General features: G+C 51.1%; 24 protein-coding genes, 1 tRNA gene and 1 pseudogene. 11 read left to right on the top strand and 15 right to left on the bottom strand.

Translation table 11 applies throughout. The features are described 5' to 3' along the window. Window position 1: 1 nt before the first annotated feature. A complete protein-coding gene (locus tag FN082_RS00360; RefSeq protein ID WP_139537201.1) occupies window positions 2-448 on the bottom strand; it encodes a YccF domain-containing protein in 447 nt (148 codons plus the stop codon). Between the two features lie 123 nt (window positions 449-571). Between FN082_RS00360 and helD the strand changes: the two genes are divergently transcribed. Further along, window positions 572-2,626 carry a DNA helicase IV gene (gene helD / locus FN082_RS00355; protein WP_142980946.1) on the top strand — a complete coding sequence of 685 codons (2,055 nt, stop codon included), beginning with the start codon at window positions 572-574 and terminating at the stop codon, window positions 2,624-2,626. A 28-nt stretch (window positions 2,627-2,654) separates the two neighbouring features. On the opposite strand, the gene mgsA is transcribed toward helD, so the two are convergent. After that, the gene (gene mgsA / locus FN082_RS00350) at window positions 2,655-3,113 is read right to left on the bottom strand and encodes a methylglyoxal synthase (RefSeq protein WP_139537203.1); all 459 of its coding nucleotides are present in this window, start codon (window positions 3,111-3,113) and stop codon (window positions 2,655-2,657) included. Between the two features lie 155 nt (window positions 3,114-3,268). Here mgsA and FN082_RS00345 point away from each other — a divergent pair, with 155 nt between their 5' ends. The 3 genes and pseudogenes from FN082_RS00345 to FN082_RS00335 all read left to right on the top strand — a co-directional run bounded on the left by FN082_RS00345 (window position 3,269) and on the right by FN082_RS00335 (window position 6,396). Continuing rightward, a complete protein-coding gene (locus tag FN082_RS00345) occupies window positions 3,269-3,682 on the top strand; it encodes a CoA-binding protein (protein WP_142980945.1) in 414 nt (137 codons plus the stop codon). Between the two features lie 569 nt (window positions 3,683-4,251). Then, window positions 4,252-5,430: pseudogene (locus FN082_RS00340) on the top strand (glycosyltransferase); the annotation flags it as partial. A 33-nt stretch (window positions 5,431-5,463) separates the two neighbouring features. Then, on the top strand, window positions 5,464-6,396 hold the full coding sequence (locus FN082_RS00335; RefSeq protein ID WP_142980944.1) for a peptidase: 933 nt from the start codon (window positions 5,464-5,466) through the stop codon (window positions 6,394-6,396). Window positions 6,397-6,438: 42 nt separating this feature from the next. On the opposite strand, the gene hspQ is transcribed toward FN082_RS00335, so the two are convergent. Both hspQ and rlmI read right to left on the bottom strand, forming a co-directional pair. Continuing rightward, window positions 6,439-6,756, bottom strand: a complete 318-nt coding sequence (hspQ, locus tag FN082_RS00330) for a heat shock protein HspQ (RefSeq protein WP_139541084.1) — start codon at window positions 6,754-6,756, stop codon at window positions 6,439-6,441. 60 nt (window positions 6,757-6,816) lie between these two features. Next, window positions 6,817-8,019 carry a 23S rRNA (cytosine(1962)-C(5))-methyltransferase RlmI gene (gene rlmI / locus FN082_RS00325; RefSeq protein ID WP_142980943.1) on the bottom strand — a complete coding sequence of 401 codons (1,203 nt, stop codon included), beginning with the start codon at window positions 8,017-8,019 and terminating at the stop codon, window positions 6,817-6,819. A 192-nt stretch (window positions 8,020-8,211) separates the two neighbouring features. Here rlmI and FN082_RS00320 point away from each other — a divergent pair, with 192 nt between their 5' ends. Genes FN082_RS00320 through yccX form a run of 3 tightly spaced genes read left to right on the top strand, consistent with a single transcriptional unit; the run spans window position 8,212 to window position 9,902 of the window. Then, entirely contained in the window at window positions 8,212-8,766 is a 555-nt protein-coding gene (locus FN082_RS00320) for a YbhB/YbcL family Raf kinase inhibitor-like protein (protein ID WP_139541086.1), read from the top strand. Window positions 8,767-8,780: 14 nt separating this feature from the next. Then, window positions 8,781-9,569: a helix-turn-helix transcriptional regulator gene (locus FN082_RS00315; protein ID WP_139541087.1), complete on the top strand. Its 789-nt coding sequence runs from the start codon at window positions 8,781-8,783 to the stop codon at window positions 9,567-9,569. A 51-nt stretch (window positions 9,570-9,620) separates the two neighbouring features. Further along, window positions 9,621-9,902, top strand: a complete 282-nt coding sequence (gene yccX / locus FN082_RS00310) for an acylphosphatase (protein WP_139541088.1) — start codon at window positions 9,621-9,623, stop codon at window positions 9,900-9,902. On the opposite strand, the gene tusE is transcribed toward yccX, so the two are convergent. Both tusE and yccA read right to left on the bottom strand, forming a co-directional pair. Then, window positions 9,899-10,228 carry a sulfurtransferase TusE gene (gene tusE, locus FN082_RS00305; protein ID WP_139541089.1) on the bottom strand — a complete coding sequence of 110 codons (330 nt, stop codon included), beginning with the start codon at window positions 10,226-10,228 and terminating at the stop codon, window positions 9,899-9,901. The genes yccX and tusE overlap by 4 nt on opposite strands. Before the next feature lie 88 nt (window positions 10,229-10,316). Next, entirely contained in the window at window positions 10,317-10,976 is a 660-nt protein-coding gene (gene yccA, locus FN082_RS00300; RefSeq protein ID WP_112215297.1) for an FtsH protease modulator YccA, read from the bottom strand. Between the two features lie 268 nt (window positions 10,977-11,244). Here yccA and FN082_RS00295 point away from each other — a divergent pair, with 268 nt between their 5' ends. Both FN082_RS00295 and FN082_RS00290 read left to right on the top strand, forming a co-directional pair. Beyond that, on the top strand, window positions 11,245-12,873 hold the full coding sequence (locus FN082_RS00295; RefSeq protein ID WP_139541090.1) for an ABC transporter substrate-binding protein: 1,629 nt from the start codon (window positions 11,245-11,247) through the stop codon (window positions 12,871-12,873). Window positions 12,874-13,014: 141 nt separating this feature from the next. After that, window positions 13,015-13,102 (top strand) — tRNA-Ser (locus FN082_RS00290). Window positions 13,103-13,303: 201 nt separating this feature from the next. Here the strand turns inward: FN082_RS00290 and FN082_RS00285 are convergent. The 3 genes from FN082_RS00285 to FN082_RS00275 form a co-directional block, all read right to left on the bottom strand. Further along, window positions 13,304-13,717 (bottom strand): carboxymuconolactone decarboxylase family protein, encoded by a 414-nt coding sequence (locus tag FN082_RS00285; protein WP_208436564.1) that lies wholly within the window; start codon window positions 13,715-13,717, stop codon window positions 13,304-13,306. Between the two features lie 153 nt (window positions 13,718-13,870). Next, entirely contained in the window at window positions 13,871-14,434 is a 564-nt protein-coding gene (locus FN082_RS00280; RefSeq protein ID WP_139541092.1) for an RNA polymerase sigma factor, read from the bottom strand. Continuing rightward, window positions 14,434-14,646: a YgaP-like transmembrane domain gene (locus FN082_RS00275; protein ID WP_139541093.1), complete on the bottom strand. Its 213-nt coding sequence runs from the start codon at window positions 14,644-14,646 to the stop codon at window positions 14,434-14,436. Before FN082_RS00275 ends, FN082_RS00280 begins: the two co-directional genes overlap by 1 nt. A gap of 292 nt (window positions 14,647-14,938) precedes the next feature. Between FN082_RS00275 and FN082_RS00270 the strand changes: the two genes are divergently transcribed. Continuing rightward, window positions 14,939-15,316: a RidA family protein gene (locus tag FN082_RS00270; RefSeq protein ID WP_139541094.1), complete on the top strand. Its 378-nt coding sequence runs from the start codon at window positions 14,939-14,941 to the stop codon at window positions 15,314-15,316. A gap of 41 nt (window positions 15,317-15,357) precedes the next feature. Here FN082_RS00270 and FN082_RS00265 read toward each other — a convergent pair whose 3' ends face one another. The 6 genes from FN082_RS00265 to FN082_RS00240 form a co-directional block, all read right to left on the bottom strand. Next, window positions 15,358-16,050 carry a DUF4405 domain-containing protein gene (locus FN082_RS00265; RefSeq protein WP_235891800.1) on the bottom strand — a complete coding sequence of 231 codons (693 nt, stop codon included), beginning with the start codon at window positions 16,048-16,050 and terminating at the stop codon, window positions 15,358-15,360. Window positions 16,051-16,055: 5 nt separating this feature from the next. Beyond that, complete coding sequence (locus FN082_RS00260) at window positions 16,056-16,706, bottom strand: flavodoxin (RefSeq protein WP_235891801.1); 651 nt, start codon at window positions 16,704-16,706, stop codon at window positions 16,056-16,058. Between the two features lie 163 nt (window positions 16,707-16,869). After that, on the bottom strand, window positions 16,870-17,625 hold the full coding sequence (locus tag FN082_RS00255; protein ID WP_139541095.1) for an SDR family oxidoreductase: 756 nt from the start codon (window positions 17,623-17,625) through the stop codon (window positions 16,870-16,872). A gap of 57 nt (window positions 17,626-17,682) precedes the next feature. Continuing rightward, on the bottom strand, window positions 17,683-18,636 hold the full coding sequence (locus FN082_RS00250; protein WP_139541096.1) for a 2-hydroxyacid dehydrogenase: 954 nt from the start codon (window positions 18,634-18,636) through the stop codon (window positions 17,683-17,685). 70 nt (window positions 18,637-18,706) lie between these two features. Then, window positions 18,707-19,084 carry a VOC family protein gene (locus FN082_RS00245; protein ID WP_112215258.1) on the bottom strand — a complete coding sequence of 126 codons (378 nt, stop codon included), beginning with the start codon at window positions 19,082-19,084 and terminating at the stop codon, window positions 18,707-18,709. Window positions 19,085-19,168: 84 nt separating this feature from the next. Continuing rightward, window positions 19,169-20,497, bottom strand: coding sequence for an MFS transporter (locus FN082_RS00240; protein WP_142980942.1), 1,329 nt, complete (start codon window positions 20,495-20,497; stop codon window positions 19,169-19,171). A 618-nt stretch (window positions 20,498-21,115) separates the two neighbouring features. On the opposite strand from FN082_RS00240, the gene FN082_RS00235 reads away from it, so the two are divergent. Continuing rightward, window positions 21,116-22,069 carry a DctP family TRAP transporter solute-binding subunit gene (locus FN082_RS00235; protein ID WP_185932094.1) on the top strand — a complete coding sequence of 318 codons (954 nt, stop codon included), beginning with the start codon at window positions 21,116-21,118 and terminating at the stop codon, window positions 22,067-22,069. Window positions 22,070-22,188 lie beyond the last annotated feature (119 nt).

The following is a 22,188-nucleotide window of genomic DNA, read 5'->3' as shown; positions in this document are numbered from 1 at the left end:
ATTACTGAAATCTGCGACGGGCATTGGCTTCACGTGCGGCACGGGCTGTTTCTACAGAGACTACCCGGCGACCTACCGGCCAGAGAGCGATCGCTGCGATTTTAAAGTTGGCGATCCCGACCGGGATTCCGATGATTGTCAGACACTGTGCGATACCACAAAAGATATGCATCAGGCACAGCCACCAGCCAAAGAAAATAAACCATAAAATATTCAGTAGCGTCCCGCCCGCGTTTAACAGGCTATTTTTCCCCTGAGGATCGAGTTCATCAACATGAATAGCTTCATTACCATAAGGAAGAAGAGAGAGCTTGGTTATCTCCCAGCAGGAGCGAGTGAGAGGCAGCGTAAAGATCAACACGATGCTGACCAGCGTTGCCAGCAACCAGCCGAGCGTGGTAGCGAATCCGCCAAGGATAAAATTTAAAATATTCAGAATGGTACGCATAAACCCTCTGTTGAGTCCTGTGGATAATAAGACCTGACCATTGTAGCGTTTTTTTACGCTGGAGCACCCGGTCGCTGGCGGTTAAACTTAAAAACATCCAACCTGATTGAAATTCGACATTATATGGAACTTAAAGCGACAACATTGGGCAAACGCATGGCACAGCATCCCTATGATAGGGTGCAACTTCTCAACGCTGGAGTAAAAGTCTCCGGTGATAGCCATGAGTATCTTATACCTTTCAATCAGTTATTGTCAGTTCATTGCAAACGGGGGCTGGTTTGGGGCGAACTGGAGTTTGTTCTGCCAAACGATAAAGTTGTGCGTTTGCATGGTACTGAATGGAACGAAACTCAGCGTTTTTATCATCATCTGAACACTCTCTGGCAGCAGTGGAGTGCAGAGATGAGCGATATTTCTGCTGATGTACTCCGCCAGCAATTGGCTGAAGTGGCTCGTTCCAGCGCGGAGGGTAAATGGTTAACTCGACAGCAGGTTGCGGATATTCAGAGTAAAATTCGTCGTGCATTAAGTGGATTACCTATGCCGACGAGTCGTCTTGATGCTTTCGATAACTGCCGAGAGCTTTGGCGACAATGCCAGAGTTGGTTGAGTGATACGGAAAAAGCGAGGCTTGCTCATAACCACGCATTTACTGAATCAATGCTGGAACAATATCGCGGATTTTTTGCCGGAGTTGAGTCATCGCCACTGAACCCGGCTCAGGCTCGTGCGGTGGTAAATGGTGAGCGTTCATTGTTAGTTCTGGCCGGTGCCGGAAGCGGTAAAACCTCGGTTCTGGTGGCGCGCGCGGGTTGGTTATTGACGAGAGGTGAAGCGGCTGCCGAGCAGATCCTGCTTTTAGCATTTGGGCGCCAGGCTGCTCAGGAGATGGATGAGCGTATTCGTGAGCGCCTGGGGACAGAAGAGATCTCCGCGCGTACTTTTCATGCTCTGGCGCTACACATTATTCAACAGGGTAGTAAAAAAGCACCGACGATTAGTCAACTGGAGAACGACAGCTCTGCGCGCCAAAAATTATTAGTACAGTGCTGGCAACAGCAGTGCCAGGAGAAAAAAGCGCAGGCGAAAGGCTGGCGGCTATGGCTGGAAGAGGAGATGGGCTGGCAGGTCCCTGAAGAGGATTTTTGGCAGGATAAAAAGCTGCAGCGCCGGATGGCCAGTCGACTCGACCGCTGGGTTAGCCTGATGCGGATGCACGGTGGTTCACAGGCAGAGATGATTGCACAAGCGCCGGAAGAGGTGCGCGATCTTTTTAGTAAACGCGTTAAGCTAATGGCCCCTTTGCTCAAAGCGTGGAAAACAGCGTTAAAAGATGAGAATGCTGTCGATTTCTCCGGTCTGATTCATCAGGCGATAAATATTCTTGATAAGGGTCGGTTTGTCAGCCCGTGGAAGCATATTTTGGTCGATGAGTTTCAGGACATCTCCCCACAGCGTGCCTCTCTACTGGCAGCATTACGTCGGCAAAATACGCAAACTACATTGTTCGCTGTCGGTGATGACTGGCAGGCTATCTATCGTTTTAGCGGGGCTCAACTTTCGTTAACGACGGCTTTTAATCACTATTTTGGCGAAGGCGATTGCTGTGCACTGGATACGACTTATCGCTTCAATAGCCGAATAGGTGAGGTGGCCAATGGATTTATTCAGCAGAACCCGCATCAATTAACGAAACCATTAAATAGTCTGTCCGCAGGTGATAAAAAGGCGGTGACGCTGTTGGCGGAAGATAAGCTTGATGATTTGCTGGATAAAATGAGCGGTTATGTAAAACGAGAGCAGCGGATTTTACTGTTAGCTCGCTACCATCACCTGAAACCCACGGCGTTGGAAAAAGCCGCGACGCGCTGGCCGCATCTGCAACTCGATTTTATGACCATTCATGCCAGCAAAGGACAGCAGGCGGATTACGTCATTGTTCTGGGTCTTCAGGATGGCGATGATGCATTTCCCGCCCCGTCGCGTGAGTCAATCATGGAGCATGCGTTGCTGCCACAGCCGGAGGATTTTCCCGATGCAGAAGAAAGGCGTTTGCTGTATGTCGCCATCACTCGAGCACGCCTTCGCGTATGGTTATTGTTTAATAAAGAACACCCTTCGCCGTTTGTTGAAATGTTAGAAGCGCTGGACGTTCCGGTAGCGAGAAAACCATAAAGACTGGCGGCACGGCCGCCAGCCTGGCTTATTTCAGGCGCTCAGAGAGGTAGCGTTGATAATCAGGGATCAGAATATCAACTGGGTCACTGAAGTGAGGTGACTGGATAATAAAGTCAGCGGTAGAAGCATTGGTGGCGACCGGAATATTCCATACCGTTGCCAGGCGCAATAGCGCTTTTACATCCGGGTCGTGCGGCACCGCATTCAGCGGATCCCAAAAGAAAATCAGTACGTCTATTTTACCTTCGGAAATCAGTGCACCCACTTGCTGGTCGCCACCCATTGGGCCGCTCAGCATTGCGTGAACCTCAAGCCCGGTTGCTCGGGCAACAAGGTTCCCGGTAGTGCCGGTTGCCGATAACGTGTGTTGGGCCAGCAACTGCTGGTGGCGTTCAACCCATTTCATCAGCATATCTTTACAGTGATCGTGAGCAACCAGCGCAATATGTTTGCGTGCTGGCAATGTACGTGTTGTTAGTTCCATTATTGCATTCCACATTTTAGCCTGTAGACAGATTACTGGAAGTGGTTAACGCTGCAAGCTCCAGGATGAAAAATTTTGATGTATCTGCAGGTTAGGATAGATGGTTGGTTCGTCTGTATTAGCATACACTTGGGTTAAATAGCTGGAGGATGAAGATGAAAGAGAACGATATCGCAAGCATTTTGACCTCAACACGGACGATTGCGCTGGTGGGCGCTAGCGACAAGCCAGACCGCCCAAGCTATCGGGTAATGAAGTACCTCCTGGAGCAGGGCTACCATGTTATTCCTGTTTCTCCGAAGGTTGCAGGAACGACTCTGCTAGGGCAAAAGGGTTATGCTTCGCTTGCTGATGTGCCAGAAAAGGTCGATATGGTTGACGTTTTCCGCAATTCGGAAGCGGCCTTGGGCGTTGCGCAGGAGGCAGTGGCTATTGGAGCCAAAACGCTGTGGCTACAGCTGGGAGTAATCAATGAACAGGCGGCAGTACTTGCCCGAGACGCTGGTCTGAACGTGGTGATGGATCGCTGCCCGGCGATTGAGATCCCGCGATTAGGATTGGCCAGGTGAACCAAAGCCTCGTCTAATGAGCGGCCCCCAAAAGTTGGACGTCCAGCGAGTAAGGGGCCGTTTTTTATACAGGCTCATTGTTAAGTTATTTAAGGTGATTGTTTTAATTAAATCTACATCGAAACGTTTTTTTATTTTTATTACAAGATGAACCAAATGCTTATTTTGTTTTTATAGCGCGCGTTCCCCGCATTTGAAATGCTTTTTTTTTTGCTTTTCTTCCTCCTTTATAGATAAAAAAACGAATGGAAAATCGTTTTTTTATCAGCGAAATTCATCCTGGATATAGGGGGGAATATTTCAATATTTTTTAAAATTTAAAAAAAATGTAATGTTTTTCTTATGCGATTTGTATGAACAATATCACAGATTTTTTTACGATAGTTAATCAATGAATGATTAAAGATATGAAGAATGAATGATTCATAATTTTATCTTTATTGTAATCACCGTGAGTAACAAAATTCATCATGGATGCGCATAGTATCTCTAAATGTAAGCTTATTATTATATATCATTGTAAGATAAGTGCTTTCCGTTATTTCTGAATATTAATGGTTTGTTTTGCCGGGATACTTACACTCAGGCACGCCGTAAGTCCCGCTGCGGATTTGCCGGTGGGTAAACACAATTATCTCCTGCGCCCGCAGGGGAGAATCATTGAGGATTATCTCGATAGCGCCGGAAATATTCTTCTGCGCAAAAGCTTTGACGAGAAAAAGGGCAATGTGCAGCTCAGCCATCTTGAAATCGCCCTGGCGGATGGTGAAATAAAACGCTTTACCCAGGAAGAGGCGTTTTTTGCGTGGATGCTGGAAACGATGCTCAGCGGAAGAGGGCGCTGGCACTTTATCGTCGATAAAAATAAAACGTGGAAAAATTTTGTCTGCTCGCGGCCAGCCCAGCGTATGACGTGCTCGCTGAGCGCTATCATCCACTCTCATCACCAGTTGTCCAACGGTGAGCTGAAAAGTTCGTACCGGCATATTTTGCAACAACCGGACCTTGTGGATACGCTGATTGTCCTGACCGATGAGCAGTGGCAGGATTTGCAGCAGGAGGGATTCCCACACAAGCAAATGGTGGTGATTCCAAACCACCTGGATAACAGCAATATCCCGGCGGCCCCACAGAAAATTCCTTCACGAACGGTGATTTACCTGGCGCGCTATTCAGCGGAGAAACAGCATACCTTGCTGCTGAACGCGTTTCGCAACGTCTTGGCTGTAATCCCTGATGCGCAGCTACATACCTACGGCGTCGGCCCGCTACGGCGCAATCTCAGCGCGCAGGTAGCGGAATGGGGAATGGAGGGGGTTATCCATATTAATGGCTTTACCTCGGATATTGAGCAAGCGCATAAAACGGCCTGCTGCACGGTGCTCTGTTCGACCCAGGAGGGGCAGTCTATCTCCGCCGTAGAGGCGATGGCCTACGGCACGCCGCTGATAAGCTTTGCGATTAAGTACGGTCCGCGCGATATCCTGCAGGATAGGCAGGCCGGGATTCTGGTGCCCTGCGATGATGAAGACGCTTTGGCGGCGGCGTTGATCAAAGTCATCTCCGACAAAGCGTTGCAGCAAAGTATGCAGCAAGCCGCGCTGAGTAACGCTCAGCGCTATTACGCCAGCGCCATTGCCAGGCGCTGGGCGGCATGGCAGCAGGCAAGCGAGCGTTTGATATATGCAGAACCGGTGGTGGATATTGGGGAAGCAAAGAAGGGGCATCCGACGGCTAACGTTAGGTAACGACAGGATGCGTTTGAGTATGGGCAGGGGGCAATGAAACGAATCGCCGTAATACTGCTGGCATCCTGCTGCTGTTCGCCGCTTCAGGCCCACGACGTGCTGCTGGTCTCCCACTGCGTCCCCGGTTCTCTGCTCCATGAGCATCGGCTGGAAAAGACGCATATGGTGGATGATTTTCATATTTATTACAGCCTGCAGGGTAAGGACGCCCTGCAATATCCGCAGGATAGCACCGGCGATGGAGTGCCGGACGTCATTAAAGATATTGCCAGCCAACTGCAGGCTGCAGAATATCTCTACACGTCGCTGCTGGGCCTGCGAACGCCGCTACGGCAGAAGATCTACGCTCAGGCGCGGCAGATTAATATCTACCTGCTGACTCTTCCCAAGGGTAACGGTCTGGCCTTTGACCGCGTAGCGGCGGAAACCATGAGCGACAGAACGGCGCTCCCCTGCGGCTTAAAAATTGTACTTAACGCCGCGTTGCAACCGGCGCGCAACGTTACGCCCGCGCATGAGCTTTTCCATTTGTACCAGTACGGCTATGCGGTGTTTAAACAAAAATGGTATCTGGAAGGGATGGCGCGCTGGATGGAAAATGTGTTCAGGCCTGCGGAGAAAAGAGTCTTGCCGCCGGCCGAGCCTTCCACCTGTGAGCGTAATTTCTCGCGCGGCTACGGTGCCGCGAGCTTCTGGGCCGGCTACGCTCAACATGGTTTCCCGGCGATAACTTTGCCAGATAAGGCGATGGCCTGGCGTTACGCTGATGGCAGCCCGGTATTTAAAACCCGAGAGTTGCCGGGAGGGAAGATGTTGCAACCGTTTTTTCAGCAGCTTGCGCTTAGCAGCGAAAGTATTTCCCGTGAAATGAATTTGGCCAATACTCGCTGGAGCGAAAAACAGCAGCGCGCCGGGCAGTTCAACAGTCTGATTTGCCAGGCGCTGGCAGATACCGCGATAAGGTAACAGGCAATAAAAAACCCGCAGCGCGGGTTTTTCGATTTTAGATTAGTTACGTAGTCGCGGCGCCTGCAGCTGCCGACGAATCGTTCGCGCCAGCTCGTCCATTGACGGTTGCTCAGGATGTTCGTCGCTGGGTTCGCTGCTTAGCTGCGCTTCCGCAAGGTAAGTGTGAATTGGCTGGCCATCATCATCTTCCATCACCACATGGTACCAGGGGGCCATGCGCAGTTCGTCGTTAGCGGCGATTTCGTCCTCTTCCGGCTCCGTGAGCGAGTACTCTGGATCGACATCAACGATCACGCCCAGGTAGCCCAGAAGCGTGTGGCGAACTTGTTGGCCGATACCGAATTTGCTGGCTATCATAAGCACCTCCTGGGATACGTGATTACCTGCTATATGCGGGCCGATTCTCCACTTTTCAAGTTACATGAGGCGACAGGCAAACCCTTTCAGATACAGCCCTTCCGGGTAGGTTGCTATCACCGGGTGATCGGCAGCCTGACGGAACTGTTCTATAAATTGTACATCACGCCCGGCATCGAGTGCGGCATCGGCGATGATTTTCTGAAATAAATCGGTGGTCATCAGGCCGGAGCAGGAGAAGGTCAGCAGCACGCCGCCGGGGTTCAACAACTGGATTGCCAGCATGTTGATATCCTTATAGCCGCGGCAGGCCCCCATCAGTTGGCTTTTGTTTTCAACAAACTTTGGCGGATCCATCACGATAACGTCGAACGTCTCACCGGAATCGCGATATTTGCGCAGCAGTTTGAAAACGTCATCACGGACAAATTCGGCTTTCGACAGATCCAGCTTATTCAGCTCAACGTTCTGTTTTGCAACGTCCAGCGCCTCCTGAGACGTATCAACGCTAACCACCTGACGGCAGCCGCCCATCAACGCGGAGATAGCAAAGCCGCCGGTATAGGAGAAGCAGTTCAGCACGCGTTTGTCCGTCACGTAGCGACGGGTCGCCAGGCGGCTGTCGCGCTGGTCGAGGTAGTAGCCGGTTTTGTGACCCCCCTGAATGTCTACCAATAGCTGCATACCATGCTCGGTAATTGGCAGCAGAGCTGGCGGCAGTTCACCGACGACCAGCCCTTGCGCCAGCTCCAGCCCCTCTTTTTTACGCACCGCGACGTCGCTACGGTCGTAGATAGAGCCGTTCGGGAACAGCGTTTGTAGGGCGCTGACAATCGGCGCGCGCTGGTATTCCGCACCGGCGCTCAGCAGTTGCAGAACAAAAAAGTCGCCAAAACGGTCGATGGTGACGCCCGGCAGGCCGTCGGATTCACCGGCAATCAGGCGATAGCTATCAAGGCTGTCGCGGGCTGCCAGCCATTCGCGCCAGGTCAGCGCCTGCTGCAGGCGACGCTCAAAAAAGGCGTTATCAATGGCTTCATCGCGATCAAAACTCCAGACGCGGGCGCGGATCTGTGAAGAAGGAGAATACGCGCCGCGGGCCAGCCATTTTCCCTGCGAATCCACGATATCGATGGTCTCACCGGAACGGGCTTTACCTTCCATCCTGGCGACGGCGCCGGAGAAAATCCACGGATGGCGACGCAGCAGGGATTTCTCGCGTCCTTTGGTTAACACTAAGCGGGGGAAAATGGAGTCTGTCATGGGGCTACCTTTAAGCAACGGGAATGTCGGCACCGAAAAAATGGCGCGTAGGTTAGCACAAGTGGCTGAGGCAAGCACCATTCCACCAGTATTGACAGGTGAGCGTTTCGGCACAAAACGCAGGCGCTTTGGCACATTAAAAATCACGCCGGGATCTTACAGTATTTCCTCACCCATAAGGAGGAAAATACAATGAAAACAGGATTGAAATTCGTCGCCGCGATGATGGTAATAATGAGCGGGGCAGCGATTGCCGCGCCGTTCAGCGTTAGCAGCGAGGATATGCGCGAAGGCGAACCTTTGGCGCAGACGCACTGGTTTGGCGGCTTTGGCTGCACCGGCGGCAATATCTCACCGCAAATTGTCTGGAAAAATGCCCCAGCGGGTACCCGTAGTTTCGCGGTGACCGCTTATGACCCGGATGCGCCGACCGGGAGCGGCTGGTGGCACTGGACGGTGGTGAATATTGCCCAACAGGTGACTGGCTTAGCCGCTGGCGCCGGAGACAAAAATAACGCTAAACTGCCCGCCGGGGCGATACAGGGGCGCAATGACTTTGGCTATGCGGGTTTTGGCGGCGCGTGTCCGCCCGCCGGAGATAAACCGCATCGCTACCGCTTTACGGTATGGGCGCTTGATACGCCGACACTGCCTGTTGATGCTCAGGCCAGCGGAGCATTAGTCGGTTTTATGTTACATAGCCACGCTATCGCCAACGCGCAGTTAACCGCGGTGGCAGGGCGATAAAAAAGGGCAGCCTGATGCGGAATGTTCAATTTCATCATAATGCGTTAACGGCGGCAGAAATTACGACCCGACGTTTATGCAAACTGCACCGCGTCACGCTGTTTTCGCCCGCGCTCTGTCGGGTAAATCGCGGCAGTAAGGTGATTGTGCAGGGAGCCAGCCAGATGCTGGCAACGCCGCAGCAGCTCATTATTTTACCCGCTGAAGTTGAGCTGGAGGTTATTAACCAGCCGGAAAACGGGCTGTTTTGCTCCGATCTGCTCTCATTAACGCCTGAGCTTCTGGCGGATTTTAAGGGGCGTTATATGAGCGATCCGCAGACGGGCCGTCTGACGTCGCTCTGCGCGCCGCTGGCGCCGGAACTCTCGTTTATGTGGCAGAGCGTTCTGCAGGCGGTGCGGGAAGGGCTTTCGGCGGAGTTACAGCATCATCAGGCGATGGGGTTGCTGCTGGCGTTGTATCAGGCCGGATACGCTGGACCGCTGCTTAACGAACGGCGCGACGACATAACCGGTCAGGTCAGGCAGATTATTATGCTGTCGCCTGCCGAAGCGTGGAGCGTGGCGAAAGTCGCAAAAATGCTGTTTCTTGGCGAATCGACGCTGCGCCGCCGTTTGCAGCAGGAATCCCGGAGCTTTCGCCAGATCGTAGAAGAGGTGCGGATGGCCTACGCGCTGGGGCAATTGCAGTCGACGTCGCGGCCCATTGGTGAAATTGCGCAAAGCAGCGGCTATCTGTCAGGCTCGCGCTTTACCGCCCGTTTTCGTCAGCACTTTGGGTTATTACCAAAGCATGTACGCTGAAAGAATTTGCTATCCTCAGTATTGAGTCATTGGCCGGAAAGGAGAGAGAACATGGCAACGGTTTGCACGATGGCGTGGGTATACGGTTCCGTTCAGGGCGTCGGGTTTCGCTATTCGACCCAGCGTGAGGCGCTGCGGCTTGGGTTAACCGGGTATGCGCGTAATCTTGATGACGGCGGCGTAGAGGTGCTTGCCTGCGGAGATGCGGGGCAGGTGGAGACGCTGATTGCCTGGCTGAAGGCCGGTGGGCCACGCAGCGCGCGGGTTGACAGGGTGCTGACCGAGCCCCATCAACCCACCAGAGAGTGGCAGAAGTTCGCCATTCTGTATTAGATGCATTTGACCGGTTTAGGCAGGCCGGCAATTTTTGTCGCTTGCTTAGCCGGGCCTTTCGGGAACAGGCGGTAGAGATAGCGGCTGTTGCCTTTCTCTTCGCCAAACTTGTTCGCCATGGCCTTCACCAGCATACGAATCGCCGGTGAGGTGTTAAATTCCAGATAAAAGTCGCGCACAAAGCGCACCACTTCCCAGTGCTCAACGGACAGGCTAATGCCTTCCTGTTCGGCGATAACTACCGCCATCGCCTCGCTCCACAGGGTGGTATCCTTCAGATAGCCTTCGCTATCGGTCTCAATTTCATTGCCTTCAAAGATAAACATGATTCTTCACATACCGCTGAAAATGGCGGCAGTGTAGCAAAAAATAAGGCCCCGCATAAGCGGGGCCTGAGTACAGACGGGGAGAGGATTAGTCTCTGCTGGCGAAGCCAAGGATGCTCAGCAGGCTGACGAAGATGTTGTACAGCGAGACGTACAGGCTAACGGTCGCGCGGATGTAGTTGGTTTCGCCGCCGCGGATGATGTTGCTGGTTTCAAACAGGATGGCGCCTGAAGAAATCAGGATAAACACCGCGCTGATGGCCAGATGCAGAGCCGGCAACTGCAGGAAAATGTTGGCGACCATACCGATAAGCACCACCACCACGCCGGCCATCAGCATGCCGCCGAGGAAGGACATATCTTTACGGGTGGTCAGCACGTAGGCCGAACAGCAGAAGAACACCAGCGCGGTACCGCCCAGCGCCAGACCAATCAAATCGCCCATGCCCGCAGACAGGTAAGCGTTAAGCATCGGCCCCAGAATATAGCCCAGGAAGCCGGTGAAGGCGAACGCGGACAGAATACCGACCGGCTTATTCGCTGTTTTATAGGTCAGGAACATCAGGCCATACATACCGACCAGCGTCAGAATCAGACCTGGAGAAGGCAGCATTAGCACCGTGCTGGCCGTCGCCGTGATGGCGGAAAATGCCAGCGTCAGGCTAAGCAGGAAATAAGTGTTCCGCAGAACTTTATGCGTGCTGAGCAGCGATGAACGGTCACGCGACGATGTAATTATACGATCCATGAGTCACTCTCTTATGACAGATGTAATTAATAACGAAGCATAAAAAAACCACGGCTGAAGCCATAGTGCTTTTACCCATCTTTACTCAAAGCCAGATGGCTGCCTCGCAGAATATTATTTCAGAATTTAGAGAATAAATAGCATGTTTATGTGTTCACCATCTGAAGCTAGATCAAAATCTGATAACTAACTGAAAAATATTGCGTTATAGCCGTTCTGTGACTAAGTCTGGAGAGGGTACAAACGAAGCGCAATAAAGGCAAGGGATATGAAACCACAAAAATATAATCACATAACACGCATGCTGCTGGCCGTCGGCCTGTTCTCAATGACCGTTCCGGCGCTGGCCGCTCAGGTGCCACCGGGAACGGTGCTGGCAGAGAAGCAGGAGTTAGTCCGAAATAACGGCAGCGAGCCATCGTCGCTGGATCCGCATAAAGTGGAAAGCGACGTTGAGTTCAATATTCTCAGCGATCTTTTCGAAGGGCTGGTCAGCGTTTCTCCCGCAGGCGAGATTCAGCCCCGGCTGGCCGAAAAATGGGAAAATAGGGATAACACCGTCTGGACATTTCATTTACGCCCAGGTGTAACCTGGTCCGACGGTTCGGCAATCACCGCACAAGATGTTGTCTGGAGCTGGCAGCGGCTGGTCTCACCGCTAACCGCTTCCCCCTATGCGAGCTATCCTGGCAATATGCATATCGTCAACGCTGCGGAGATCGCGCGAGGGCAAAAAGCGCCCGAAACGCTGGGAGTGAAAGCGATAGATGATGCCACCCTCGAGGTGACACTCACTCAGCCAAATGCGGCGTTTCTGGCGATGCTGGCGCACCCGTCTCTGGTTCCACTCGATAAAGTGCTGATATCTCGCTACGGCGATAAGTGGACTAAACCGGAGCATATGGTCACCAGCGGGCCCTATAAGCTGTCACAGTGGGTCGTCAATGAGCGCATTGCGGCCGAACGTAATCCTCGGTACTGGGATAATGCCCATACCATTATTAATAAGGTGACGTATTTGCCGATAAGTTCTGAAGCCGCAGACGTTAACCGCTATAAGGCCGGGGAGATTGATATTGTCTATACCGTACCAATTAATCAGTTCGCCCAGCTTAAGAAAACTATTGGCGATCAGTTGGATGTTTCGCCGCAGCTGGCAACCTATTATTACGAATTTAACACCACCCGACCGCCGTTTAACGACCCGCGCGTACGGCGGGCGCTGAATATGGCGCTTGATAAAGACATTATTGCCGAGAAGGTGCTGGGACAGGGGCAGCGTCCGGCCTGGCTTATCAGCCAGCCTGATATCGGCGGCGTGAAGCTACAGAATCCGGATTACGCAAGCTGGCCGCGCGATAAGCGTATCACCGAGGCGAAAAAGCTGCTGAGCGAAGCGGGATATAACGAGGCTCATCCACTGGTGTTTAATCTGCTTTATAACACCTCGGAATCGCACCAGCGAATTGCTATCGCCGCCAGCTCAATGTGGAAAAAGAATCTTGGCGTTGAGGCAAAGCTGCAAAATCAGGAATGGAAGACCATGCTGGATACCATGCATACGCATAATTTTGACGCCGTGCGCTACGCGTGGATTGCCGATTATGACGACGCCGCCACCTTCCTGAATAACTTCCGCACCGGCGATAGTGAAAATACCACCCAGTACAGCAATCCGGCCTACGATGAGGCGCTGCACAATGCGGCTAAAGCAGCCGATGCGGCAGCGAGGGGCAAGTTTTATCAGCAGGCGGAAGATATGTTAGGGCAGGATGTGCCTGCTATCCCGGTCTATCACTATGTGCGGACGCATCTGGTAAAGCCATGGGTCGGAGGATTCACGCCGGATAAGCTGGGGTATTACTACACCAAAGATATGTACATCAAAAAACATTAACGTAGAGAGGACAGTTTGCGCTTGAATTCTGCGCAAACTGCCTGAATTTCAGGCGAATAACACGTTTTTGTTTGTTTTTAAGGCAGTTGAACAAAATCATGCTTTACAGCCTGAACGGAGGTGTTTATAGTGCGCCTCATTGGAAGCGTGGCCGAGCGGTTGAAGGCACCGGTCTTGAAAACCGGCGACCCGAAAGGGTTCTAGAGTTCGAATCTCTACGCTTCCGCCAAATAAAACAAGGGGTTACCGAAAGGTAACCCCTTGTTGCTTTGGGCGATTAGAATACAGTTAGAATATTCCTTGAGTTGCGAACCGAACAAAACATACCGGAGCGTAATATATTTCACTGAGCAAATGACCTGTATACTCGCCTGAATCTGGTTGAGGTATAAGAGGCGCTAACTTGCTTAGGTTACTAACCGAAGATATGTCACTTGGCTTCTTGTTCAACGCCAAACAGCCGTAAAGCCATCAATCCATGCCCCATCGTTGCCCCGGCGCGTACAGCGGCAGCAATCGATATCAATTCAGCAAGTTCTTCTCGGGTCGCCCCTGCTTGTTTGGCTCTTTTGCTGTGGACATCCAGGCAATATGCGCATTGCGTAGTTAGCGCTACGGCAAGTGCGATGAATTCACGCGTCTTTGGCGGGATATGCCCATCTTCACGCCTGGTTGCGTGGTCGAAACGCATAAAAGCACTGCCTTCCTGCGGAGCAAGCTCAAGCAGTGACGCTGTTTGTTGAAAATCGCCGGGTGATTGGTAACGGCTCATTGCGGATTTTCCTTGAATGATTTCAGAGGTGAGGTTTTTTTTATCTTTTTGAACAACTCGATTGCCCAACAAAGAGGGCAGCCTCGTAGCAATAGCATGGAACCTATCAGCGCGGGGACGATAAAGATGGGCATAATTGATGCCATAAAAAATCCGCAAGCAAGTAGCATAATGGCAACAATGCCCCGCAGGAGATGCAGGGCTATGGGAGCGAAGCAATACATATCAGTCTCCTGAGCGATTAATGGCTTGAGAGGTAGTTTCGGATGGACAATACCCACCAGAAGTCAGGTTGTCCCTCACCATCACGCGCGCACGGTGCAGTCGGCTTTTTACGGCCTCTGATGTGAGTCCAGGTCGCTCTGCAACCTCTGGTGTGCTCCATCCCTCAATATCACGCATAACGAAAACAATGCGATAAGCCTGCGGCAACGTAGCAATCGATCTTGCTAAATCAATGCATAACCCGTCATTCGCCAATGGTGCAACGACATCATTGCACACTTCAGAAAGTGACTCAGCGCGCTCCCCGCGGAATAATCGATAGCATTCGCGTTCGACAATACGAAACAGCCAACTGGCAAATGCCGCAACGGTTTTGAGCGTGCCTATCTTTTTATGCAACTGCCAGAGCGCGATTTGTACAGCATCCTCCGCGTCTTCGCTGGTTGAACAGGTTCTGCGAGCAAACCTTTTTAGATCTGGCTGGCAGATGGTCAATAATTGCGATAGTGCTTGCTCATTGCCCGAACAGGCAGCCTCGATCAATGCTGCGCTTGTCTTAATCATTACAAACGACCTCCCTGGTTTTTATTTACTATAAGCTTAGCGGGACAAAATCCAATGCAAGCCGTTATCGCCAGCGTTGCTGCAACGCCAGATGCCAGAATTTGTAATAGTCTATGCTCCAGAAAATAGAATGTCCCTGCACCAGCCAAAATGGCAAAACATAGACGGAGTACCTGTTCTTTGAGGCACAAATTACGTTTAAAACTTAACATGATGTTCCTTTTTTTGACGGTTTTGTCTCGATATCTTTAACTAAGAGGAAAGAAAACAGTAAAAGGATTCACACCACGGTTTTTTTAATTAATTACGCTAGCATAAGAGGGTTTTTGTACCGGTATCCGCTTTATTCGAATGTATATTCATGTTGCATTCGAAGTGCATGATGCGCAGGAAGAGGGGTTGGCAATTGATATATGATATTCAGGTAGTCAATGGTTATAGCCCTCGAAAGATAAAAAGCATGGTAGGATTGCTGCCTGTTTCCTCTCAAAGAAGGATGTCAAAATGAGCAAGGTGCTACGGAAGAATTATCCTGAGTTGGGTGAGGTCAAGGCCCCCTATGTCCACTCGGTAAAACACGGTAACACGCTTTATATTTCAGGATTGACCGCATTTGGTACCGCTGCGCAGCACGCAGGCATTGCTGAACAGGCTGAGGAGATATTCAGGCAGATTAAGCAGATTGCCAGTGCGGAGGGTATTGATTTTTCATCACTGATAAAAGTGACTATCTTTATCACTTCATTTGATGAGGTTGGCGAGTTGCGTAAAGTGCTCTACCAAAACTACGGCGATTGCCTGCCCGCCAGCTCTCTTGTTGAAGTTAGCCGTCTTTTTTCACCCGAACTTAAGATAGAAATCGAATCCGTTTTTGCCCTCTGATACCTTGCATAAGGCCGGGCGGCGCCCGCTCGGCTTTATGGCTATTTTTCAGCGTCTACCCGAGCTGTTCTGAAAATAAACATCCACAGCAGAAACCGAGTGACCAGGGAAAATAAGATAATGATGGATAAATAGTTCGCATAAAAAGCGACGGCAGATTCATCGTAATCGAAAAAGGAAAAATCAACCTGCATCAGTAAATAGGAAATATAGTCTCCACTCAGGAAACAGTACGCACCGCATAGCGCAATAATGGTAAAAATAGTTGGCATGATGATATTCGCGAAAACAGCATTTTCAGGAATATGCATGATCCGACAGAAAAACGTTGCCAGCATTTTCCAGTGGATCCCGATATGTACGGCCAGAATGAGCATACCCCAGTGTACTGCCGTCATATGCATTTTTCTGACCCACGTTTGCGGGTTGTGAAAAGGTAAGTCAGGAAGCAGGTGACGTGAGAGCATTATTCCGGAAACCAGCGCCGTCAGGATAATTATCAACGTCACAATGTTAATGGTTCTGTTAATCAACACCATTGCCGAAGGGAGCCTCAGCGACAGCGACCATAATCGATGTTTGTTGAGATACAAATGCAGAAGAATCATCAGAGTAAAGAGAATGCCTGCCCATTCATGCAATATTTCACCGTATAAATGAAATGCCATTAGCACAAGCAGTAATAACGCCATCAGCGTATCCAGCATGACCTGAAACAGATAGATGCTTTTCATCTTGATTAACGCTGGGGTTGTACTTGCTGAACCCATTGTTCGACTTGTTCCGGTATGTCGGGGCGTGCAATATCACTGCGCGATATTGCGAGGGCGCGAGTGATTATTTTTGCCTGCGGTTGCATACGTGCGATTTCGCGCAGGGAATCCGCTAACCGACTCCCTCCATGGGTGGTAAAGAGAATGACATTTTTACCGGCAAAATCATTTTGCTCGAACAGGGTATATATCACCATGGGCATGGTGTACCACCAGATAGGATAACCGACGTAAATCGTGTCGTAATTATTGAGGTCAGGAAGCGGTGTTTTTAGCGACGGTCTGGCTTTGGCTTGCTGTTCTCTTTCGGCAACACGCAGCAGCGCATCGTGCTGGCGAGGGTAGGGCTCTGCCGTTTCAATGCGGAACAGGTCACCCTGAGTTTGCTTCTCGATGAGCTGCGCAACGTACTGAGTACTGCCGGTCTCCGGCGTCAGCTTTTGCAATACGCTGGCACCGGAAAATCCATCTACCGCGTCAGCGGCCATCTCCTCCGGCTGAGAGAAATAAACAATCAACGTCCGGGACGGCACGGCAATATTCTCCGATGCGAGAGCGGCCGACCCCATCAACCCGATGACCATTATCGTCAGAAATATGCTAATTACTGTTCTCACTGTATTTATTCCCTCAATCAGCAAACGCCAGATACTTCACGCTATTCTGGCGGAAGCCACCTGTCGTCAGGCTGACGTTCGTCTGACAATTTCGTCAGCTGTTGCTTACTGAGGGGGCATTTTTATGGGCTGAGAGACCCAGCCCATGTTTTGTTAATTCCAATCAGCCGCGCCCAACGAACGGCATGGTGGTCGCCATCACGGTGATAAACTGCACGTTGGTGTCCAGCGGGACGCCTGCCATATAAACCACGCTGTTGGCGACCTGCGAGACATCCATCATCGCTTCAATAGCCACTTCGCCATTCGCCTGTTTAACCCCTTTTGACATGCGCTGCGACAGTTCGGTATGCGCATTGCCAATGTCAATCTGACCGCAGGCAATGCCATATTTTCTCCCGTCGAGGGAGATGCTCTTCGTCAGGCCAGTTACGCCGTGCTTTGTCGCCGTGTAGGCCGCTGAGTCAGGGCGCGGGGCGTGGGCGGAAATCGAACCGTTGTTGATGATTCGCCCGCCCTGAGGGCTTTGCTCTTTCATCAGACGGAAAGCGCCCTGCGCGCAAAGGAACATTCCCGTCAGGTTGACGTCCACAACCGCCGTCCACTTCTCATAGCTCAGCTCCTCGAAGGGGATCCCGGGAAAGTTGGTACCTGCATTGTTGAACAGCACGTCAAGATGACCGCATTTTTCATGGATCCGGGCGTACAGAGCCGTCACGGATTCCGGACTGGTGACGTCGGTTGGTACCACCATTGACTGTTCGCTGCCGCCAAACGCTGCAACGGTTTCCAGTAAGGGTTCCAGGCGACGTCCGGCGAGGACCACAAAATAACCTGCATTCGACAGCGCGATGGCCGTCGCTCTGCCAATCCCGGTGCCTGCGCCGGTGACCAGGGCGATTTTACTTGAAGTGAACATAGCTACATCCTTCTGCTTCATTAACGTTACTGGAATGGTTGGCTAAAATGTTGACTCTCAGGCCGTCAGGCTGCATTCAGGACGCTGGCCGCTCAACGCCTGAGCAAGGCTTGCCAGCACCATTTCGCCCATGGCTGTTCGGGTTTCAATCGTGGCGCTTGCACGGTGAGCCTGCAGAACAACGTTATCCATCCCTAAAAGCGGGGCGGGAACATTCGGCTCATCAACGAAAACATCCAGCCCCGCCCCCTGAATACGTCCGGCAACCAGGGCATCCACAAGGTCAGGTTCATTGACCAGCTTCCCGCGGGCGATATTCACGAGAAAACCGTTCTCACCGAGCGCTTCAAGTACGGCGGCATTGACGATACCTTCCGCTTTGTCTGCCGAGGCCGCGAGGATCAGCGCATCGCTCTGACGGGCCAGCTCCTGCAGGCTGGCGACAAACGGATAGTCGAGGTCGGTCATCTGGTGAAGGTCGGTATAGGCAATCGGGCAGCCAAAGGCTGAGGCGCGCGTAGCGATGGCGCGCCCAACCCGGCCCATGCCAACGATTCCTACGCGCATACCGCTGAAGCGGCGGGAGAGGGGAATCGCTCCGGGATGCGGATTTTTCGCCCATTCGCCGTTGCGCACCACGCGGTCGCCTGAGCAAATACCTCGGCAGGTGGCAATCAGCAGGCCAATGGCCAGGTCGGCAACGTCTTCAGTCAGCGCGCCGAGGGTAGCGGTGACGTGAATCTTACGTTTACGTGCATAGTCCAGGTCGACAGCATCAACGCCGACGCCGTTGATAGCGACGACTTCCAGCGCGGGCAGTTGCGCCATCAATGCATTGCTGATGCCGGTGTGACCACCAGAAATGACACCGCGAATAGTGTTACCATATTCTTTGATAAACGCTTCTTTATCTTCCAGCTCAAAGAAACGATGTACGGTATAAAGCGCGTTTAATTTTTCGCTAATCGCGGGGATAAGGATAGGGTTTAACTGCAGGATGCTGGGTTTCATTATGCTATATCCATAGTTGCGGCCAATAAATGACAGGCTAAATTTTTATGCTTACGTATGCCGGAGGCGATTAACTCAAGCGCCGCTCAAGTATTTCAATCGAGATGTTTTGCGGTCCGCGAATAAAACAGCCGCGTACGCCAGGGCGAATAGCGATCGGTTCCTGGGTGAATTCCACACCTTTGCTTTTTAACTCGGCGGCGGTTTCATCCAGGTTGTCGACCGTCAGGCCAAAATGGTCGAGACCCTGGTAGGGCGGCAGCGGCGGTGGCGCCACGCCGTCTCCTTCGCTCACCGGGGCGATAAAGATATTGATTCCGGCTAAGCGGATATCCACCTTGCCGGGCTTGCGAACGATCTCTGCGTTCAGGCAGCGCTCGAACCAGGCAGCGGTCAGTTCAGGGTCAGGACTGCGCAATTGCAAATGATCCCAGGTGTATTTTGACACGTTCACTCCTCTGTCTATAAAACCGGTTTGAGCCACAGACGAACGCGGATAGCGGCTCAAACCCGGTGAATCAGCGTTGACTTATTAGTCCATTTCGATGCGGGATAATGGCCCCAGCAGGAATGAATAAGCGAATGCACCAATTAAACACATAATCCCCATCATATTGAGCGCCCAAAAGAATTGGCCAGTCGCATGGAGGATATAACCAATCATTATCGGGGTAGTGACGCCAGCAATATTAGCCGCGAGGCTGGTGATACTGCTGGTTAATCCAATATATTGCCTTGGCGCTATTTCAGATACCGCTGCCCATGATGATGAACCCACGCCCTGAGCAAAGAAAGATATGGTTAAAATAACAATAATCATCTCGTTAGAGGTGACAAAGTTAACGAGTAGTATTGATGAACCCAGCAGCGTACCGATAATTAACGGTGCTTTTCTGGCGGCGGACATCGAATAGCCGCGGCGAATAAAGAAATCTGAGAAGAAACCCGCCAGTAATATCCCTGCGGTTGCGCCGATAAACGGTAAAGCCTGGAAAATACCGACTTTAATCATAGTCATCTGGCGCTCTTCAACCAGGTACGTCATAAACCAGGTGGTAAAGAAAACCAGAATGGCGTTATTGCAAAACTTGCCCAGGCAAATAGCCAGAATCTGACGATGCTTGAGCAGGCGGAGCGCATTTTTCCAGTCAAAACGATCCCGTGTTTTTTTACCAACAAGACCACCGCCCTCTTGAATATGTTTCAATTCGGCTGCATTGACGGCTTTATGATTTAACGGATCGCGATACCAGAGATACCACAGAATACCGAATATTACGCCTGCGCCGCCGGTCAAATAAAAGGCGGATCGCCAGCCAAAGCCGTTGGCAATCCACAGCAGCAGGCCGGTGAATAATGGCGTGCCGATATATTGGCCCATAACGTAAACGCTGGTGGCAAAGCCGCGCTCACCGGTTGGAAACCACATGGTGACGGCGCGGGCGTTTGATGGGAAGGCCGGGGCTTCAAGTGCGCCAATTGCCAGGCGAGAACCAAACAGCATATTAAAGCCGCTGGCGACCCCTTGCGTCATGGTGGCCAGCGACCAGGTTATCAGGGAAAAGGCGTAGGCAATACGTGAACCTAAGACATCCGCAATAATTCCTCCGGGAACGAGCGCAAACGCGTAGGTAAGACCAAATGCGGCGAAAATTTGCCCCATCTGAACTTTATCCAGTTGGAGGTCTTTGCTGATAAATGGCGCCAGAATACCCAGACTCGATCTGTCGACAAAATTGATAATTGTCGCAAAGAGAATCAGGGCCAGCATGTAATACCTGATGCGCGTCGCCTTCTGTTGGGGAACCGCTCTGGCATCTATTGATGCCTCGGTCAGTTCTTGCTGTTGCATATTACTCATATTTTTCGTCCTTCATGGATTTGTAGGTATACGTTTTATTCTTTTAACCCTTGTTGATTGCGGGTTAATCATTATTTCGTAAGGTGTCAATCCAACCCAAATGCCCATCGATTTTCATGAGCAACGGTTCTACAAATAAAAAATTGATACGTCTTCTTGTCGGGAGATTAAACCCGCGTAAACGCTTTTTTCTGTCGATTCCGTCGCTTGCTGTGTTTGTGGTTTTTCAGGGCATCAATTTGTCAGGCTTCACTGCATATGACCATTGATTGGGCTGACGTTAAAATAACGCCTTGCCGGGATCAATCTTGATTAAAAAAATCAATGCAAATATTTTTGCCGATAGTCCCGGAGTGTGACGCGGTAGCGATAGATTGAAATTGTTTGTTGACACCACAGGCTAAAAGGGAGTTGAAAAAATAGTTTTCGGCATTTAGTGCTTATTTTGTAATGGCTCATGGCTAATATTCTTGCTCTGAAACGTATTCAGCCATTTTGCGATCTATCTATCAGTTGATTTAATTAATCAATCTTGATTGGGCGAAAATGGAAACGTACAGTTTTCTCATTCGATTCGATTTATCGCACGCCCGCAACGGCATATGGGAGAGAACAGAAATGGTATTTTCGACAGCAGAACGCAGTGAAAAGCGCCGCTTTAGCATCGGTTTTGAAGGCTCGATGGCAAGCTCGCAGGGCGTTGGCATTCAGGAAATGGTTCGTGTTGCCGGGCAATTATCGCAAGGAGAAATGGCGTTCGAACTTTATCCCGACGCGAAGCTTGGCAATGGCCCGAAAATGGTCGATATGGCCCAGCAGGGAGAACTGGATATCTTTCTCGGCGGTGCGGGTTATTTTGCGGCGCTAGACGGGCGGATCAATGTCTTTGATATTCCTTATCTGTTTGAAAACGTTGAACAGGCCTACAGGATAATGGACAGTGACTTCGGGCGTGAAATGCTGGATGTACTGGATCAGAAAAAACTAAAAGGGCTGAGTTTTTGGGAAAACGGTATCCGTTCATTTACCAACAATGTCAAACCGGTCACTCATCCTGATGATTTCAGCGGCCTGAAGATTCGCACCATGCCGGGCAATCAGGTGCATGAAGCACTATGGCAAAGCGTGGATATCGATACGCTGCCCTTACCGTCCGGTGCTATCTATGCGGCTATTCAGGAAGACACTATCAATAGCCAGGAGCACCCGATTTCTGTCATCTATGCGCGCAAGCTTTTTGAGGTGCAACGCTATCTCTCGCTGACCCGCCACATGTATGGTCCGCTTATCCAGGTGATGAATAGCGTCACCTTTACCTCCCTGAGTAAGCCGCAGCAGGATATTTTGCTTAGCGCATCCTACGCCGGTGCGGTGGCGACACGGAACTTCTCCAATGAGAATGAAGCGATATTTCTTGCCCAAATGAAACGCGCGGGATTGCAGGTTAATGACGTTGATCCCAAACCCTTCAGAGAGATGATGAAACCGGCGATAGAGCATGAATTCATCGATAAAAATGGTGATGACTGGCTGAAGAAGATTAATGCCATGCTGGCCGATGACGGCAAATAATGAGGTCGGTTTTTTTACCTTCAGACTTCACATTACTGCCCCTTACGGCGGGACAGAAGACGATATCTATCTAAAATTGACATGTTCATCTTGATAAAGATTATCAATATAAAATAAGC

The sequence above is a fragment of the Klebsiella spallanzanii genome (assembly GCF_902158555.1).
GTDB classification, from domain to species: domain Bacteria; phylum Pseudomonadota; class Gammaproteobacteria; order Enterobacterales; family Enterobacteriaceae; genus Klebsiella; species Klebsiella spallanzanii.
Note: the sequence above shows the minus strand (reverse complement) of the source record. Positions and strands in the feature narration are given on the sequence as shown.

Coding starts and splice junctions, on each gene's coding strand:
- FN082_RS00360 (WP_139537201.1), bottom strand. CDS start 448: ATGCGTACCATTCTGAATATTTTAAATTTTATCCTTGGCGGATTCGCT.
- helD (WP_142980946.1), top strand. CDS start 572: ATGGAACTTAAAGCGACAACATTGGGCAAACGCATGGCACAGCATCCC.
- mgsA (WP_139537203.1), bottom strand. CDS start 3,113: ATGGAACTAACAACACGTACATTGCCAGCACGCAAACATATTGCGCTG.
- FN082_RS00345 (WP_142980945.1), top strand. CDS start 3,269: ATGAAAGAGAACGATATCGCAAGCATTTTGACCTCAACACGGACGATT.
- FN082_RS00335 (WP_142980944.1), top strand. CDS start 5,464: ATGAAACGAATCGCCGTAATACTGCTGGCATCCTGCTGCTGTTCGCCG.
- hspQ (WP_139541084.1), bottom strand. CDS start 6,756: ATGATAGCCAGCAAATTCGGTATCGGCCAACAAGTTCGCCACACGCTT.
- rlmI (WP_142980943.1), bottom strand. CDS start 8,019: ATGACAGACTCCATTTTCCCCCGCTTAGTGTTAACCAAAGGACGCGAG.
- FN082_RS00320 (WP_139541086.1), top strand. CDS start 8,212: ATGAAAACAGGATTGAAATTCGTCGCCGCGATGATGGTAATAATGAGC.
- FN082_RS00315 (WP_139541087.1), top strand. CDS start 8,781: ATGCGGAATGTTCAATTTCATCATAATGCGTTAACGGCGGCAGAAATT.
- yccX (WP_139541088.1), top strand. CDS start 9,621: ATGGCAACGGTTTGCACGATGGCGTGGGTATACGGTTCCGTTCAGGGC.
- tusE (WP_139541089.1), bottom strand. CDS start 10,228: ATGTTTATCTTTGAAGGCAATGAAATTGAGACCGATAGCGAAGGCTAT.
- yccA (WP_112215297.1), bottom strand. CDS start 10,976: ATGGATCGTATAATTACATCGTCGCGTGACCGTTCATCGCTGCTCAGC.
- FN082_RS00295 (WP_139541090.1), top strand. CDS start 11,245: ATGAAACCACAAAAATATAATCACATAACACGCATGCTGCTGGCCGTC.
- FN082_RS00280 (WP_139541092.1), bottom strand. CDS start 14,434: ATGATTAAGACAAGCGCAGCATTGATCGAGGCTGCCTGTTCGGGCAAT.
- FN082_RS00275 (WP_139541093.1), bottom strand. CDS start 14,646: ATGTTAAGTTTTAAACGTAATTTGTGCCTCAAAGAACAGGTACTCCGT.
- FN082_RS00270 (WP_139541094.1), top strand. CDS start 14,939: ATGAGCAAGGTGCTACGGAAGAATTATCCTGAGTTGGGTGAGGTCAAG.
- FN082_RS00265 (WP_235891800.1), bottom strand. CDS start 16,050: ATGAAAAGCATCTATCTGTTTCAGGTCATGCTGGATACGCTGATGGCG.
- FN082_RS00255 (WP_139541095.1), bottom strand. CDS start 17,625: ATGTTCACTTCAAGTAAAATCGCCCTGGTCACCGGCGCAGGCACCGGG.
- FN082_RS00250 (WP_139541096.1), bottom strand. CDS start 18,636: ATGAAACCCAGCATCCTGCAGTTAAACCCTATCCTTATCCCCGCGATT.
- FN082_RS00240 (WP_142980942.1), bottom strand. CDS start 20,497: ATGAGTAATATGCAACAGCAAGAACTGACCGAGGCATCAATAGATGCC.
- FN082_RS00235 (WP_185932094.1), top strand. CDS start 21,116: ATGGTATTTTCGACAGCAGAACGCAGTGAAAAGCGCCGCTTTAGCATC.